This is a genomic window from Pseudogracilibacillus sp. SE30717A (assembly GCF_037071985.1).
Lineage (GTDB): Bacteria > Bacillota > Bacilli > Bacillales > Amphibacillaceae > Pseudogracilibacillus.
Window position 1 is genome coordinate 39,468 of record NZ_JAXHDF010000003.1, and the last position, 14,831, is coordinate 54,298.

General features: G+C 37.7%; 14 protein-coding genes. 13 read left to right on the forward strand and 1 reads right to left on the reverse strand.

Translation table 11 applies throughout. From position 1 onward, the window contains the following. Nucleotides 1-49: 49 nt before the first annotated feature. Nucleotides 50-1,357, forward strand: a complete 1,308-nt coding sequence (locus SPD48_RS05370; RefSeq protein ID WP_336257053.1) for a glucose-6-phosphate isomerase — start codon at nt 50-52, stop codon at nt 1,355-1,357. A 269-nt stretch (nt 1,358-1,626) separates the two neighbouring features. On the opposite strand, the gene SPD48_RS05375 is transcribed toward SPD48_RS05370, so the two are convergent. After that, the gene (locus SPD48_RS05375) at nt 1,627-2,322 is read right to left on the reverse strand and encodes a FadR/GntR family transcriptional regulator (RefSeq protein WP_336257054.1); all 696 of its coding nucleotides are present in this window, start codon (nt 2,320-2,322) and stop codon (nt 1,627-1,629) included. A gap of 337 nt (nt 2,323-2,659) precedes the next feature. Between SPD48_RS05375 and SPD48_RS05380 the strand changes: the two genes are divergently transcribed. The 12 genes from SPD48_RS05380 (at nt 2,660) to SPD48_RS05435 (ending at nt 14,647) form a co-directional block, all read left to right on the forward strand. Then, a complete protein-coding gene (locus SPD48_RS05380; protein ID WP_336257055.1) occupies nt 2,660-4,072 on the forward strand; it encodes an amidohydrolase in 1,413 nt (470 codons plus the stop codon). Nucleotides 4,073-4,337: 265 nt separating this feature from the next. Continuing rightward, a complete protein-coding gene (locus SPD48_RS05385; RefSeq protein ID WP_336257056.1) occupies nt 4,338-4,643 on the forward strand; it encodes a YhdT family protein in 306 nt (101 codons plus the stop codon). After that, a complete protein-coding gene (gene panF / locus SPD48_RS05390; protein WP_336257057.1) occupies nt 4,640-6,109 on the forward strand; it encodes a sodium/pantothenate symporter in 1,470 nt (489 codons plus the stop codon). Before SPD48_RS05385 ends, panF begins: the two co-directional genes overlap by 4 nt. A gap of 528 nt (nt 6,110-6,637) precedes the next feature. Then, the gene (locus SPD48_RS05395; RefSeq protein ID WP_336257058.1) at nt 6,638-8,137 is read left to right on the forward strand and encodes an amidase; all 1,500 of its coding nucleotides are present in this window, start codon (nt 6,638-6,640) and stop codon (nt 8,135-8,137) included. A 249-nt stretch (nt 8,138-8,386) separates the two neighbouring features. Then, nucleotides 8,387-9,454 carry a tartrate dehydrogenase gene (locus SPD48_RS05400; RefSeq protein WP_336257060.1) on the forward strand — a complete coding sequence of 356 codons (1,068 nt, stop codon included), beginning with the start codon at nt 8,387-8,389 and terminating at the stop codon, nt 9,452-9,454. A 4-nt stretch (nt 9,455-9,458) separates the two neighbouring features. Then, complete coding sequence (locus tag SPD48_RS05405; RefSeq protein ID WP_336257061.1) at nt 9,459-10,208, forward strand: SDR family NAD(P)-dependent oxidoreductase; 750 nt, start codon at nt 9,459-9,461, stop codon at nt 10,206-10,208. A 22-nt stretch (nt 10,209-10,230) separates the two neighbouring features. Continuing rightward, a complete protein-coding gene (locus SPD48_RS05410; protein ID WP_336257062.1) occupies nt 10,231-11,673 on the forward strand; it encodes an aldehyde dehydrogenase family protein in 1,443 nt (480 codons plus the stop codon). A gap of 380 nt (nt 11,674-12,053) precedes the next feature. Continuing rightward, complete coding sequence (queC, locus tag SPD48_RS05415) at nt 12,054-12,713, forward strand: 7-cyano-7-deazaguanine synthase QueC (protein ID WP_336257063.1); 660 nt, start codon at nt 12,054-12,056, stop codon at nt 12,711-12,713. Continuing rightward, on the forward strand, nt 12,713-13,264 hold the full coding sequence (locus SPD48_RS05420) for a VUT family protein (RefSeq protein ID WP_336257362.1): 552 nt from the start codon (nt 12,713-12,715) through the stop codon (nt 13,262-13,264). The genes queC and SPD48_RS05420 overlap by 1 nt, the downstream gene beginning before the upstream one ends. Nucleotides 13,265-13,277: 13 nt before the next feature. Next, on the forward strand, nt 13,278-13,772 hold the full coding sequence (gene queF, locus SPD48_RS05425) for a preQ(1) synthase (RefSeq protein ID WP_336257064.1): 495 nt from the start codon (nt 13,278-13,280) through the stop codon (nt 13,770-13,772). Nucleotides 13,773-14,021: 249 nt separating this feature from the next. Further along, nucleotides 14,022-14,288 carry an AbrB/MazE/SpoVT family DNA-binding domain-containing protein gene (locus SPD48_RS05430; RefSeq protein ID WP_336257065.1) on the forward strand — a complete coding sequence of 89 codons (267 nt, stop codon included), beginning with the start codon at nt 14,022-14,024 and terminating at the stop codon, nt 14,286-14,288. Then, complete coding sequence (locus SPD48_RS05435) at nt 14,288-14,647, forward strand: type II toxin-antitoxin system PemK/MazF family toxin (RefSeq protein WP_336257066.1); 360 nt, start codon at nt 14,288-14,290, stop codon at nt 14,645-14,647. Before SPD48_RS05430 ends, SPD48_RS05435 begins: the two co-directional genes overlap by 1 nt. Nucleotides 14,648-14,831 lie beyond the last annotated feature (184 nt).

The following is a 14,831-nucleotide window of genomic DNA, read 5'->3' on the forward strand; positions in this document are numbered from 1 at the left end:
AACGCAAATTCGGGGAGTTTTTACATAAATTTATTAAAGGAGAAAATCAATGAGTCATTTAACTTTTTCGTATGAAGGGGTATTAAATTTTATTGAACAAAAGGCAATTAATGAGTACAGTAATCAAATTGCTACTATTCATGAAAAGTTGCATAGTAAAACAGGGCCAGGGAATGAATTTTTGGGATGGCTTAATTTGCAGTATGAAAACTCGGAGATTAAGCAACTTCAAAAAGCTTCAGAAAGAATCCGAAATGACTCGGATGTACTTCTAGTTATTGGAATTGGTGGTTCCTATTTAGGTGCACAAGCGGCAATTCAGATGTTAACTCATACATTTAATGATTTACAGCAAAAAGAAGCCACTAAGTCTCCTCATGTATTTTTTGTCGGGCAACATATTAGTTCTACTTATATGCAAGAACTTTTGTCTATCATTAAGGATAAAGATGTTTCGATAAATGTCATTTCAAAGAGTGGAACAACAACAGAGCCAGCAATAGCTTTTCGTATATTCCGCAGGTTTTTGGAAGAGAAGTATGGAAAAGAAGAAGCAAGCAAGCGAATTTACGCTACAACAGATAAAGAAAAAGGAGCTCTAAAAACATTAGCTGATAAGGAAGGCTATGAAACATTTATTATTCCTGATGATATTGGAGGGCGCTATTCTGTCCTTACACCTGTTGGGTTATTGCCGATAGCTGTAAGTGGGATTTCAATTGATGACATGTTAAAGGGAGCTAAGGATGCAACGGAAGATTTGAATGTGCCAGAGCTAAAAGAAAATCCTGCGTATCAATATGCAGCGATTCGAAAACTTTTATACGAAAAAGGATATACTACAGAGATTCTTGCAAACTATGAGCCAAAGTTACGCACTTTTTCCGATTGGTGGGTACAGCTGTTTGGCGAAAGTGAAGGAAAAGATGGAAAAGGCATTTTCCCAACATCCGCAAATTTTACAACGGACTTACATTCTCTAGGTCAGTACATTCAAGAAGGTAGGCGGAATTTATTTGAAACGGTACTTAGAGTGCAGTCTGAAGAGAAAGATCTATTTATTAAGCAAGATGAAAATGATCTTGATGGCCTCAATTATCTTGTTGGAAAATCGTTGCATGAAATTAATTGGATAGCAAGTGAAGCAACTTTAAAAGCCCATATTGATGGCGAAGTCCCAAACTTAGTAATTGATTTGCCAGCTCTCGATGCGTACACATTTGGTTACATGGTTTACTTTTTTGAAAAAGCTTGTGCAGTAAGTGGATATTTACTTGGCGTTAATCCGTTCGACCAACCTGGAGTGGAAGCATATAAGCAGAACATGTTTGAAATGCTTGGAAAGCCAGGGTATTAGAAAGAGAAGGTAAGAATATTGAAAGTATTTAGGAAATGCTCAGTTTTACAAACTGGACATTAAGGAAAAAAAGTAGCCATTGGAATAGTATAATTCTATTTCAATGGCTGCAAATTCATCTAACCCTTTAACTGCTGATAAAAAAATCAATAGTCCATGAGATTAAATTCTTTTCATTTGATTAAATAGGCTAATCTGAAAAAAGAAAGATTTTTCCTTCTTAAGTAAGTAGTAACTGCCTCTACAATCATTTAGATGCTCCAAAATCCTTATTCGACCATTTCTTCATTGTTTTTGATCATTCTCTGGACAACTTCTACTGGGTTGAAATCAACGCTGCCACGCAGTAATTCCAAATAGAATTTATGCGTTTCTAATGTCCTCTCGATATTACTTTCACGTTTAAAATGAATCATGTTCGGTTTAATGATTTCATAAATCGTTTTCCCAATTTCTATAGCGAAAGGATTATTCGTTGCCTCGAGTACAGCATAATGAAATTCTAAGTCGATAAGGGCAAGTTCCTCGGGGCTCAATTTAGGATCCATTCTTTTTATTTGAGATTCATAAACTTCTTCAATCTTTTTGATGTTCTTTTTCTCATTGGTAATAATCATATTCATTAAGAGAATTTCGAAATGTTGACGAAATTCGATAAGTTGCTTCATGTTGTTACTGTGCATAATCAAACTGAATATCAATGGGTTTAATGTAAAGTGAGAAAGATTGTTTGTAATGAACATTCCTTCACCACGTTTAATTTGTATGACACCAATTGCTTCTAAGATTTTAATCGCTTCTCTGACAGGGGTTCTGCTCACTCCTAACTGTTCCATCAATTCCTTTTCAGTGGGCAATTTGTCACCTGGTTTTAAGGTTCCATTTAGAAGATTGTCTTTAATAATTAATACAATTTCTGAGGATATGGTCTTGTTTTGGTTGATTTTCTCAATCGAAAGTTTCATCATTATTACCTCCTGTATAGCTCATATTCTAATGGCGAGAATTTGTTGTATTTTAATATTCGAATAATATAAGTTTTCAGTAAATTTATATTTACAAACACATTTTACTTTGATAGAATGTGTACAACATAATACATCATACGTACGATGTACTCTTATTTAATATACTATACATTAAAATTTTTGTATAGAAGGAGATGGTTGTATTTTTCGAAAGCAATCTCAAATGTATTTAACAGAATTATTTGTTGGGTGATGTCATTAAAAGGTTGAATTTTATTAAAGGAATTAAGAAATTAACGACCTGATAAGCGGTAACTTATAGGAGTGTCAAAAAATGAATAGTAACGAAAAGTTGGTATTAGATTGGATTGAACAGAATAAATCCGAGTTATTCAATGCGACCAACCTTCTTTGGGATTATGCTGAGCCTCCATTACAGGAGTATCAATCGTCTAAATTGTTAGTGGATATCCTAAAAAAAGAAGGATTTAAGATTGAAATGGGATTAGCTGGTATGCCTACAGCCTTTGTTGCTACATGGGGAAGTGAAAAACCTGTCATTGGAATTTTAGGAGAATATGACGCATTGCCAGGCCTGTCTCAAAAAAAAGTTGGTAAAAAAGAACCGGTAGAAGAAAATGGATATGGCCATGGGTGTGGACATAATCTTCTTGGGGTAGCAGGTATAGGCGCTGTGATAGCTGCAAAAAAAGCTATGGAAACTAGCAATCTAAAAGGTACCATTAAATTCTACGGATGTCCTGCAGAAGAAACAATGATCGGAAAAGTCTTTATGGTTCGTGATCAAGTTTTTAAAGATACGGATGTATGCTTAACATGGCACCCCGGTGCACATAATTCATTATGGGCTAGCAGTACTTTAGCTATGAATTCTGTAAAGTTCACCTTTTACGGCAAGTCATCACATGCTGCTACCAATCCGGAATCAGGCAGAAGTGCACTTAAAGCAGTTCAACTTATGGATACGGGTGTTCAGTATTTAAGAGAACATATTATTGATGTAGCGAAAATTCATTCCACCATTACACATGGTGGGGATGAGCCAAATGTCGTCCCTGAAAAAGCCCAAATTTGGTACTATATAAGGGCTCCATACAGAAAAGACGTGGAAGAAATATATGAGCGTGTCTTAAATATTGCTAAAGGCGCTAATTTAATGACAGATACGGAGCATGAAGTTGATTTGATAACTGGATGTTATCATATGTTGCCTAATAAAGTGCTAGGTCAGGTGTTATTTAATAGTTTGAAGAAGGTTGGTCCACCAGCATTTGATGCGAAAGATAAGAATTTTGCAGAGGAATTAGTTGATTCTTTCAAACCTGGAACAAGAGAAATGGTTGTCCGATTAACAGGTGCGCCTGGAGAATTGGTCGATTCTAATTTACATGAGTCAATTTTAGAACCATTCGATGAAGGTAGAATATTACAAGGGTCTACTGATGTGGCAGACGTCTCTTGGAACGTCCCCACCGCACAATTTAACACAGCATGTGTACCGACTGGCACACCAGTGCATACATGGCAATTTACTGCATCTGTAGGTTCTGGGATTGGACAGAAGGGAATGTTGGTGGCTGCCAAGACGTTAGGACTTAGTATTATTGAACTGATGCAAAATCATTATCTTGTAGACTTGGCTAAGGAAGAATTAAATAAAGAAATATTAAAAGCTGGACCCTATGAGTCACCATTACATAATGTGATAGGTTCACCTAGTCCATAGGAAATTTTAAAATTAAATTAACTTCATTTAACTAAAAACAGAGTATCTTTATTTAAGGAATGGGTACAGGAAGGAGAGGATTCGGAAATCAAAAAACTATATTGTATGTAGGTGTTAAAGACAAGTGATTGATGGAGCGAATATGATTTCATTATTTTATTTGTAACCATGATAATATATTTAACTATGTAATTCTGAATATTTCAATATTTTATATTGAGAATGTGTTTAAAAACCAAACTTGTTTCCGAAAGGGGTATAAACGTTGAAGAAGAATGAAAAAAAACAGGAATGGCGTTTTGCAGTTGCTAATAAGGAAGCGTTAATTGGTTGTGGGTTAGTTATCATAAATTTTGTTTGGTGGTATGGATTTGCATATGGACTGGGTTCAAAACCGCCGGAGGAATATACGTACGTACTAGGTTTTCCTGCGTGGATCTTTTTCAGTTTGATTTTAGGTACGTTAGTTATGTTTTTTCTCGTTTTTCTCGTCGTTAAATTTTTACTGACAGATATTCCTCTTGAAGATGAAGAGGAAAGTAATGAGGAAGATGAGGTGATGAATTTATGAAATGGGGAGTAATAACACCCTTATTAATATTGCTGGCAATTGTTTTTGTGGTTGGTATGTGGTCGAGCCGAAAATTGGATAAATCAGAAGGATTTTTAAGTGATTACTTTCTTGGTAGTAGGGAATTTGGTGGATTACTTCTAGCAATGACCATGGTAGCAACGTATGCAAGTGCGTCGAGTTTTCTTGGTGGTCCAGGGGCAGCATACTCCATCGGATTTGGTTGGGTCTTACTAGCTATGACACAGGTGGCCACTGGATATTTTGTTTTGCTAATTTTAGGAAAGAAATTTGCAATCATTGCAAGACGCTATAATGCTATTACATTTATTGATTTTTTAAAAGAGAGATATAAAAGCACTGCGGTCGTGCTTATATCTGCAGTAAGTATTATTGTTTTTCTCTTCTCCGCGATGGCAGCTCAGTGGGTAGGTGGGGCTTATCTTATTCAATCTTTAACAGGGGTAAGTTACATAGGAGCTCTGTTTATCTTTACGATAGCTGTTTTAATCTATGTCATTGTCGGTGGTTTCCGTGCAGTTGTTGTTACCGATGCCGTCCAAGGAATTATTATGCTAGTTGGTACATTGTTATTGCTAGTGGGTGTCATTATCGCAGGTGGTGGGTTATCGAATCTTTTCGCTGATTTGACAGCGATTAATCCAAATTTGATCTCACCTTTTGGTGCGGATGGTAATCTAACGGCAGCTTATGTATCCTCTTACTGGATACTTGTAGGGGTTGGCGTTGTGGCACTTCCACAAATTGCAGTAAGGGCAATGTCTTATAAAGATTCCAAATCGATGCATAGAGCCATCCTCATAGGAACTGTTGTCGTAGGAACGATAATGCTTAGTATGCATTTGATTGGCGTGTTCGCAAGACCGATTATGCCAGGAATTGAAGTGGCGGACCAAGTTATACCCCTAATTGCTTTAGAGGTATTACCGCCTTGGCTTGCTGGAATCCTGCTCGCTGCACCTTTGGCAGCAATCATGTCAACCGTAGATTCACTATTATTGATGGTCAGTTCATCAGTTGTAAAAGATGTCTATATTAATTATGTAAAACCGGATGCGTCGATCAAACAGGTTAAGAGTGTAAGTATGGGAGTAACTGCGATAGTAGGGATTGTTGCGTTTCTTTTAGCAATCAGCCCTCCTGATTTATTAATCTTCCTAAATTTATTTGCAATTGGTGGCTTGGAATCTGCATTCATGTGGCCAATGATACTGGGCCTTTATTGGAAGTATGCAAATAAATCTGGTGCACTTGCATCGATGGTTACCGGTTTAGGTTCTTATATTGCAATTCATTATTATAATCAGGCATATGGAGACCTCTTGGGAGTGCATACCGTTACTGTACCAGTTTTTCTTTCCTTAATTGTATTTGTAGTTTTCAGTTTGCTATTTAAGGAAAAAGCATATGAATTTCCGACACAAAATATAAGGAAAGGGGCATGAAAAGACAAGTGTGAAATCGTTGGTGTTTGAATCAATTTCACGATTCATTTAGTCGAGCACTAACCTGAATAATCTTTGGATTGAAAAAATCCATCGATTTCCACTACAGGTGGTCGCTTTCACCACAGGCATAAGAGCGACATCAGGTCAAGCAACGCTAGCACTTGCTTTCTCTGTGTCTCCTTTACCGCGGGTGGTGCCCCGACAAGGGGTATGCCGACGTTGCCTGCAAAGGGCGTTCTTAGTCGGACTCCCTTAAATATCTTACTTGAGTCTCATCGAGGCCTTTTGTCCCGCAGGAGTCGCCACCTTTCATTTCAATCTTAGTAATGAGTAGTTTATATAGGCGAACTACTAATAAAAATTTTACTTACTGTTCTGGTTTTCTATTTGGATTAGTATTTATGAAATTGATTCATTTAAAAGAGCATTAGACTAATATGCTTAACATTAGAATTGATTATTTGTATATGTTCTTCAATCAAGAAGAATATGGTAAGTAATACAATTTTGAAGGAGTGACGCACTTTGAATTTAGTAATGAGCTGGAATGATTGGGCCGATCTTGATGCTACAGCACTAGCTTCTTTGGTTAAAAAGGGAGAAATTACTTCAAAGGAAATTGCAGAACAAGCTGTAAAGGGGATTGTTGCATTAAACCCAGAGCTTAGCGCTGTGGTCGAAGTCTTTGATGATGTAGTCGATGATCCGCTAAAAGATGGTATGAATCCTGATGGAGTATTTGCAGGGGTTCCTTTTCTAATGAAGGATTTAGGACCTACATTGAAAGGAAGGCTCCAAGAGATGGGGTCATTGCTAATGAAAGGTAACCGAGCGGAAACGGATAGCTTCTTAACGAAACAAATGCGCCAAGCCGGATTGAATATTATCGGAAGAACGACAACCCCAGAATTTGGTCTGTGCAGTTCCGCTGAAAATCCAGATGTCTACATTACACGCAATCCATGGAATCTAAATTATACGACTTGTGGCTCTTCTGCCGGCACAGCGGCTTCCGTAGCAGCAGGTATCGTGCCAATAGCTCATGCAACTGATGGTGGTGGTTCCATTCGAATTCCAGCAGGAGTTAATGGGAACATTGGTCTCAAACCTTCCCGTGGTGTTTTTTCACTCGCGCCAAAAGGGTCGGATTTGATGACTGTAGTATCCTTTCAAGGATGTCATTCACGAACAATTCGCGACACGGCTGCTTTTATAGACAATTGTCGAGGAGGTGCTCCGGGTGAGTTTATGCCATATTGGTCATCTCCTGAACCTTATACCGAACTGATAAAAAAGGATCCAGGAAAACTTAGAATCGCTGTTTCACACGAGTGGGGGGATTACCGTGCTGCACCGCATATTGTTGCTGAATTAGAGCGAGCAGCTGAATTTCTGGAGGAGCTCGGACATCATGTTGAATGGGTACTTCCAGATGTTGATTTTTATGCTACTTACGAAGCACAAACTGCAGCTTACATGATGAATTTTGCACAAACAATTTCAGAACATTTAGAGAAGAAGGGTTTGGAAGAACCGCCTGCTGATTTGGTTGAACCAATATGTATTAAAGTGTGGGAAGAAGGGCGTACCGCTACTTATGCAGATCGTGCTAAAATGCAGACGTTATTTAATGAAACTTCCCGCAGAATGGGCGCTTTTTTTGAAAACTGGGATATCATTCTCACCCCTACTATGGCGAAGCCGACACCATTGTTAGGAACAAAGGAATACTTGACGATCAGTAATAATCCTTTCGTTTATAACTGGTTTGAAAATCTCTGGAGTATATTCGCTTATACGCCGATTGCTAATATCTGTGGTCTTCCGGGAGTTTCGCTACCGATGTCGGAAATGGAGAATGGAATACCACTTGGAATGCATGCACTCGCACGCCAAGGAGATGACGGACTATTGTTACAATTGGGTGCACAAATTGAGCATGCTCTGGATGGAAAATGGAATCACGGACGGAAACCTGATGTTCATGTAACAAAGATTAATTCAGCATATGGGCAGAGAATTTAAAGGAGAAATCTTATTCTATGAAACAACCATTTCGCGACCACTAGAATTTGGATTTAAACAAAATGGTGATTTCTACTGCAAGAAGGCAAGTCATTTCTTATTTATGATACTAGATACTAAATGATTATTCCAGATTCTGCTTAAATTACCTACACTAGTTTGATAGTCTATTTTTTAACTAAGATCTTTACCCTTTTCTCGCCTCCAAGTTGATTGTGGGGGATATCAATTGTAAAAAGGATGATATAAATGAAAGTATATAAGATAGCCGTTTTGCCTGGGGATGGGATCGGTCCTGAGGTAACGAGAGAAGCGGTGAAAGTACTGCAAAAACTTTCCGAAATAGATTCCAGGTTCTATTTTGATACAAAAGAATTCAACTGGAATAGTGAGTACTATCTTAACTATGGGAAGATGATGCCAGAAGATGGGCTTGAACAGTTAAAGGAGTTCGATGCGATATTATTTGGAGCTATTGGAGATCCGCGGGTGCTGGATTCAGTTTCTATATGGGAGTTAATTTTACCAATTCGCAAACATTTTCAGCAATATGTTAATCTTCGTCCAATCAAACTTTTAAGAGGATTGGAAAGCACTTTGAAACAGGAAGTACCCATTGATTTTGTTATTATTCGTGAGAATAGTGAGGGCGAGTATTTGAATTCAGGGGGTACGATGTTCCAAGGAGAAACTAGGGAAATGGCTGTGCAGAATACGGTAATGACAAGACAGGGTGTTAGGCAAATCGCTGAATATGCCTATGAATATGCTCGTGAAAATGGATTATCAAAAGTAACGAATGCCACAAAATCTAATGTTGTAATTTATACGATGAAGTTCTGGGATCAAGTTGTGGAAGAGGTTGCAAAGGAAAATAAAGACATTGCTTATGAAAAATATTATATTGATGCTTTGGCCACTTATTTTATTCAAAGACCGGAATCTTTCGAGGTTGTATTGGCATCCAATTTATTTGGGGATATCCTATCGGATTTAGGGTCAGCAATCGTTGGAGGATTGGGGGTTGCTCCGTCTGGTAATATAAACCCTGATGGAACATTTCCTTCCATGTTTGAAGCGGTGCATGGCTCTGCTCCAGATATTGCCGGAAAAGGCATTGCTAATCCAATGGCCCAAATATGGTCGGCAGCACTTATGCTAGCGCATTTAGGCAGAAAAGATCTCCATGATGCTATTTTACAAGCAATAGAAGAAGTATTAATGGAGAGGAAAGTATTAACACCAGATATCGGGGGAAGTGCTACAACCGCGGAAGTTGGAGATGCAATTATCAGTAAATTAAAAATAATGGAGTGATTGGATGACGCTGCAAGGTAAGACAATTGTTGTTACTGGTGCTGGCGGAGGAATGGGGAGAGCTGTAGTATCTTTATTACTTGAAGAAGGCGCAAATGTGGTCGGTTGTGATGTAAGTATTACTGTGCTAACTGAGTTTAAATCGAACGAGAGATTTTTAGAATACGAAGGAAATGTGTTGGACGAAGTTACAGTACAGGATATTTTTAAAGAAACGTTTAATCGCTTCGGCTCCATTGATGGACTGACGAATGTATTGGGAATTGCTCAAAGTGCTACATCGATTGAAAATTGTAGCTTAGTTGATTACCGGAAAATTATGGACGTGAATATGACGAGCATTTTTTTAACATGCCGAGAAGCTGCAAGTTATATGAAGAAACAAAAACAAGGGAAAATTGTAAATGTAGGTTCCGTTTCGGTGACAAGACCTAGACCGGGACTTCAATGTTATATTGCTTCAAAAGGAGCAGTAGAGTCCTTTTCGAAAGCCTTGGCTTTAGAACTTGCACCATATTACATTAATGTCAATGTACTGCATCCTGGACCGTCCGATACGAATATGCTCGGTCAATTTTCTGAACGTGGAGCAAATGTCTATGATACGAAAAAAACGGTATTTGAAAAGAGTGTACCACTAGGAAGGCTGCTAAAGCCAACAGATATTGCTCAATCAGTTAAGTTTCTGCTATCGGAAGAAACAGATATGGTAACGGGAGCCGTTCTGCATGTCGATGGCGGAAGAAATATATAGTTGTCTGAAGGAGAGAACGCTATTGCAAAAGTTCCATATGTATATAAACGGAAAGTGGATACGACAAAAAGATACCGATGTAATAGATGTAAGAAATCCATCCAGTGGTGATAAGATTGCTGTTATCCCACGTGGAACGATGGCAGATGTTGATAGTGCTGTTAAAGCAGCTGATTCTGCTTTTCGTGGAGAGAGCTGGAGAAAAATAAAAGCGTATGAACGTGGGGAAATATTATTTGATTTAGCTGATAAAATAAAGACGCACAGAGATGAATTAGCTGAACTTGAATCTGTTGATGTAGGAAAACCTCTTTCACAAGGGTACGCGGATGTAGATGCAGCAATAAGGTATTTTCGCTTTTATGGAGGTGCTGCCGATAAGGTGATGGGTAACACGATTCCAATTGAAGATGGATTACTGGATTACGTTGTGCGTGAACCAGTTGGAGTAACTGCTCATATTATCCCGTGGAATTATCCTTTGCAAATTATTTCTCGCAGTGTAGCAGCAGCCCTCACAACGGGAAATACGGTAGTCGTAAAGAGTGCAGAAGATACACCGATGACTGCAATGCAGATCACGAAATTTATTGATGAACTTCGGCTGCCAGAAGGCGTATTTAACCATGTTACCGGATATGGTCATGAAGCAGGAGCAGCATTAGCAAGTCATCCACTAATTAATCACATTACATTTACGGGTTCGGTTGCAACTGGGATTTCAGTGGGGAAGGCAGCGATGGAAAATGTTGTGCCATCCACCTTAGAGCTTGGGGGGAAGTCTCCGAATATTGTATTTGCAGATTGTGATATCGATAGAACGGTAGAGGGTGTCGTTCGATCTATTGTTCAAAACACTGGGCAAACATGTTCCGCAGGATCGAGGCTACTTGTGGAGGAATCATTTAAAGAAACATTTTTGGCAGAAGTTATTGAACGGTTTAGAAAACTTACGATTGGACCAGGCATTCAAAATAAAGATCTGGGACCAATTTTAAATGAAAAGCAATTCCAGCATGTCATGGGAATGATTGAACTTGCAGGGAAAGAAGGAAATATTCTTTTCGGTGGCAAGCAGCTCACTATAAAAGGATTTGAAGGCGGGTATTACGTGGAACCGACCATTATCGAAGGTGTCAGTATAGACAGCAGAGTGGCACAGGAAGAAGTTTTTGGCCCGGTGCTGACTGTCTTCACATTTAAAGATACAGAGGAAGCACTGGAATTAGCAAATAGTACTGAATATGGTTTGGTAACAGGCATATGGACAGAAAATATTAACAAAGCTCATTATTTGGCTAGCAGAATTGAGTCGGGGCAAATATTTATTAATAATTACGGAGCAGGCGGAGGAGAGCAAATGCCCTTTGGAGGATATAAGAAAAGCGGGTTCGGAAGAGAAAAAGGATTTGCTGCATTGGATAATTATACTGTTTTGAAAAACGTGGCAGTGAAATATCGTTAGGAATTTAGACGGAGAAATGATCTTTTTATTAGCTATAAGATTTTAATATTGTCATTGCCAGGCTCCAATAGCAAAGGGTAAAAAATGGGGATAGTACCAGCGAAGCTGTCACCACCCTTAAATATGAAGATCACTTCCAACATACAATCCCCCCGTCCTATTTGAGGGGGGATTGTTAATCTTTTTATGAAGGCCCTTGCAATAGGTTACTTTAAAATTTAAAGGAAAAAGTGTTGACTAATAGTAATGATTTGTAAAGATAAGATTTTATGTGTATATTTTAACAGGAAAGAAAATGTTGATTCCCTGAAAACAGATAGGGATGTCAATTGCCGATTTTCTATAGAGGGTTCGAAACCATCCCCTCTTAAATAAAAACTATGGAGGAATGTAAAATGGAAAAAGCAATAGTTGTATTTAGTGGCGGACAAGATTCTACTACATGCTTGTTATGGGCATTGGAAGAATTTGATCAAGTAGAAACCGTCACTTTTTTGTATGGGCAAAGGCATGAATTGGAAGTTGAATGCGCAAAAAAGATTGCAAAAGATCTTGGCGTTAATCAGAAAATAATCCAAATGGATCTACTTAATCAATTAACTGAGAATGCCTTGACGAGAAAGGAAATGTTAATAGAGGAAGGGAAAGTGCCGAATACGTATGTAGAAGGCAGGAATCATATTTTCCTTTCATTTGCTGCGATTTATGCAAAAACTATTGGGGTTAAAAATGTTATTACTGGAGTAAGTGAAACGGAATTTAGTGGGTATCCTGATTGTCGAGAGGCGTTTATTCAGTCTTTAAATAATACATTAAATCTGGCAATGGACGAACAATTTAATTTAATTACTCCTCTCATGTGGAAAGATAAAGCTGAAGTATGGGAAATGGCGGATAAGATGGGAAGACTTGAATACATTAGGGAAAACACGTTGACATGCTATGAGGGAGTAATCGGTGACGGTTGCGGCAATTGTCCTGCTTGTAAGTTGAGAAATGATGGGCTACAAACCTATTTACAAGGGCGGGGTGTTGTATGATTCGAATAGCAATCTATCTATTATCAATTATCCTGGCAAACGTGATCACTGCACGGTTTGCTCCTATGGAACTCGGTCCGCTCATTATCCCTTATGGTACATTATTGATCGGATTAACTTTAGTTATGAGAGATATGGTTCAAAATAGATTTGGTAGATTAAGAACGTATTTATTAATTGCATTAGCACTAGTTTTATCTGCCATTTCCAGCTATTTACTAGGTGATCCGTTATGGGTCGTATTTGCAAGTACATTAAGTTTCATTGTTTCAGAGACCGCAGATACGGAAATATATACACGGTTTAAGATACCGTTTGTCAGAAGAGTTTTATTTTCAGGAATTGTGGCAGGATTTCTAGACTCAGCATTATTTGTGATCATCGGGATCGGTCCGCTTGGTCTGAAATTTGTCCCATGGGAATTAGTTCCTTACGCGATAATAGGGCAATGGATAGCAAAAGTTGTCATGCAGTTAGTTGTAGCTGGTGGCATCAGACAAGTAGTTATTAAAATGGACCTATATGAACCGAATATAACGGAAGTAAAATAGGAGGAAAATGAATATGAACATGCGAAAAAGTGATACGAAAGATCTTACATTACTCGGAAATAAAGGAACATCGTACAATTATGAATATAATCCTAGCATTTTGGAGACGTTTGAAAATCAGCATCAAGAAAATGATTACTTTGTTAAATTTAATATTCCTGAATTTACTAGTCTCTGTCCACTAACAGGACAACCTGATTTTGCTACGATTTATCTATCTTATATTCCTGATGTGAAAATGGTAGAGAGCAAATCATTAAAGCTTTATATGGTAAGCTTCAGAAATCATGGCGGTTACCATGAAGATTGTGCCAACATCATTATGAAAGATTTAATTGAGTTGTTAGATCCAAAATATATAGAGGTTTGGGCAAAGTTTACCCCGCGTGGCGGGATTTCCATTGACCCGTATTGTAATTATGGCAGACCAGGTACTGTATATGAAGAAATGGCTAGAGAAAGAATGTTTAAGCATGATATGTATCCTGAAAAAGTAGATAATAGATAAATAATATTAAAGAATTTATTTAAAAAAGATGATTTCTGTCGGACAGGGATCATCTTTTTGATTATTTCCTAGAAGTTTTATTTCCATATTGAAACTACTCTGCTCAAACTTTCTGAAAAAATTATGGATAAAGCACGAACTTTTGCTAACCTGATTATCAAAATACTACCTTTTAATTTATTTAAGAGGGTATCATTCTAATCTAATTTGTATAAACTAGTATATACAAATTAGTCAGGGTGTGATACAATGAAAAAAAATCTCCATAAAGAGGTGTATATAATGTCTGTTACAGCAAAAAAATGGGGAAACAGTATCGGAGTTAGGATACCATTTAAATTAGCTCAAAAATATGGTGTGGAAAACGGAACAGAATTAGAAATTTATGACACACAAGATGGAATAATGCTAAAAGTATCAGACAGACCAACTTTGAATTCTCTTCTTTCTCAGTGCGAAGGGGAAAATCCGGTAGAAGAGTTATTTGGTGATACAGTTGGAAAGGAAGAATTATAATGCAAGTACCAGCAAGAGGTGATCTTATTTATTTAGACTTCACCCCACAGACTGGAACGGAGCAGGCTGGAAGAAGACCTGCTCTTGTAATATCACCTGAAAAATTTAATCGTGTTACTGGCTATGCAACTGTTTGCCCAATAAGCCGTACACAAAGAAAATGGGGTTTCCATATCCCTGTTCCAGCTGGTCTTGATATTGAAGGCGTCATTATTGCAGATCAAATCAAAAATTTAGATTGGAAAACAAGAAATGCAGAGATAAAAGGAAAAGCGCCGAAAGACCTTGTCAATAAGGTTGTTCAGGTGGTACATACGTATATTTATGAAGAATATGAAGAACGTAATGGTGGTTTTTGATTTATCAATACTTTTTGATAGCATATGATTTTAGCTAGCTTGTAAAGAAAAATATTTCGGAAGAAGTTGATAGGATCTCTATTGACTTCTTTTCTTTTTGTTAAAATATTAAAGAGTATTTCTCATTAAATTATCATGGTGTAAAACTCAATTATAAGAAGTATGAAGCATGTCATTTGTTCCA

Bases quoted from the DNA above. Each gene is read 5' to 3' on its own strand.
- SPD48_RS05370 (WP_336257053.1), top strand. From the start codon at position 50: ATGAGTCATTTAACTTTTTCGTATGAAGGGGTATTAAATTTTATTGAA.
- SPD48_RS05375 (WP_336257054.1), bottom strand. From the start codon at position 2,322: ATGAAACTTTCGATTGAGAAAATCAACCAAAACAAGACCATATCCTCA.
- SPD48_RS05380 (WP_336257055.1), top strand. From the start codon at position 2,660: ATGAATAGTAACGAAAAGTTGGTATTAGATTGGATTGAACAGAATAAA.
- panF (WP_336257057.1), top strand. From the start codon at position 4,640: ATGAAATGGGGAGTAATAACACCCTTATTAATATTGCTGGCAATTGTT.
- SPD48_RS05400 (WP_336257060.1), top strand. From the start codon at position 8,387: ATGAAAGTATATAAGATAGCCGTTTTGCCTGGGGATGGGATCGGTCCT.
- SPD48_RS05405 (WP_336257061.1), top strand. From the start codon at position 9,459: ATGACGCTGCAAGGTAAGACAATTGTTGTTACTGGTGCTGGCGGAGGA.
- queC (WP_336257063.1), top strand. From the start codon at position 12,054: ATGGAGGAATGTAAAATGGAAAAAGCAATAGTTGTATTTAGTGGCGGA.
- queF (WP_336257064.1), top strand. From the start codon at position 13,278: ATGAACATGCGAAAAAGTGATACGAAAGATCTTACATTACTCGGAAAT.
- SPD48_RS05430 (WP_336257065.1), top strand. From the start codon at position 14,022: ATGAAAAAAAATCTCCATAAAGAGGTGTATATAATGTCTGTTACAGCA.
- SPD48_RS05435 (WP_336257066.1), top strand. From the start codon at position 14,288: ATGCAAGTACCAGCAAGAGGTGATCTTATTTATTTAGACTTCACCCCA.